This window comes from Mesorhizobium sp. M5C.F.Ca.IN.020.32.2.1 (genome assembly GCF_004023105.1).
Taxonomy (GTDB): Bacteria; Pseudomonadota; Alphaproteobacteria; order Rhizobiales; family Rhizobiaceae; genus Mesorhizobium; species Mesorhizobium wenxiniae.
On record NZ_RZSX01001402.1, the window covers coordinates 1 to 936 of the forward strand.

At 66.1% G+C, this 936-nt stretch carries 1 protein-coding gene and 1 pseudogene; both read left to right on the forward strand.

The genetic code is table 11. The annotated features are described in order from the left end of the window. Positions 1 to 554: diaminopimelate epimerase (gene dapF, locus EOA86_RS36340; protein ID WP_128345813.1), on the forward strand; the 554-nt coding region annotated here is incomplete at its 5' end. Beyond that, positions 554 to 936: pseudogene (locus EOA86_RS36345) on the forward strand (tRNA (N(6)-L-threonylcarbamoyladenosine(37)-C(2))-methylthiotransferase MtaB); the annotation flags it as partial. The gene dapF and the pseudogene EOA86_RS36345, both read left to right, overlap by 1 nt.

Here is a 936-nt window from a genome sequence, read left to right on the forward strand (position 1 = left end):
CCGACGGGCTGATCTCGGTCGACATGGGCAAGCCGCGTTTTGGCTGGCAGGATATTCCGCTCGCCGAGGAATTTCGCGATACCCGCATGATCGAGCTGCAGATCGGCCCGATCGACGCGCCTGTGCTGCACTCGCCCTCGGTCGTGTCGATGGGCAATCCGCACGCCATCTTCTGGGTCGACCGCGACGTCTGGTCCTATGAACTCGACCGCTTCGGCCCGCTGCTCGAAAACCACCCGATCTTCCCCGAACGCGCCAACATCACCATCGCGCGGGTGACCTCGCCCGAGACGATGGTCATCCGCACCTGGGAGCGCGGCGCCGGCCTGACCAAGGCCTGCGGTACGGCGGCTTGCGCCGCCGTAGTCGCTGCCGCGCGCACCAAGCGGACCGGACGCAGCGTCTCTCTGGTGACACCCGGCGGCGGTTCGCTGCACGTCGAGTGGCGCGGCGACGACCACGTCATCCTCACCGGCGCCGCCGAATGGGAATTTTCCGGCAGCTTCGACCCGTCGACCGGCGTGTGGGCCCGCGACACCGAAAGCGCCGCCTGATGGCTCCTCTTGCCAAGAAGGGTCCCGCTCTTTCCAAGGGCCCCACAATTCCCAAAGGTGTAGACGTCGTCACCTTCGGCTGCAGGCTGAACACCTACGAATCCGAGGTGATGCGGCGGGAGGCAGAAAGTGCCGGCCTTGGCGCGCTGGAAGGCGGCGCAATCATCTTCAACACCTGCGCCGTCACCGGCGAGGCGGTGCGCCAGGCAAAACAGTCGATCCGCAAAGCCCGGCGCGAGAACCCAGCCGCCCGCATCATCGTCACCGGCTGCGCGGCGCAGACCGAGCCGCAGAATTTCGTTGCCATGGACGAGGTCGATCTCGTCCTTGGCAACGAAGAGAAGCTGAAGGCGCATTCCTATCGCGCGCTGCCGGATTTCGG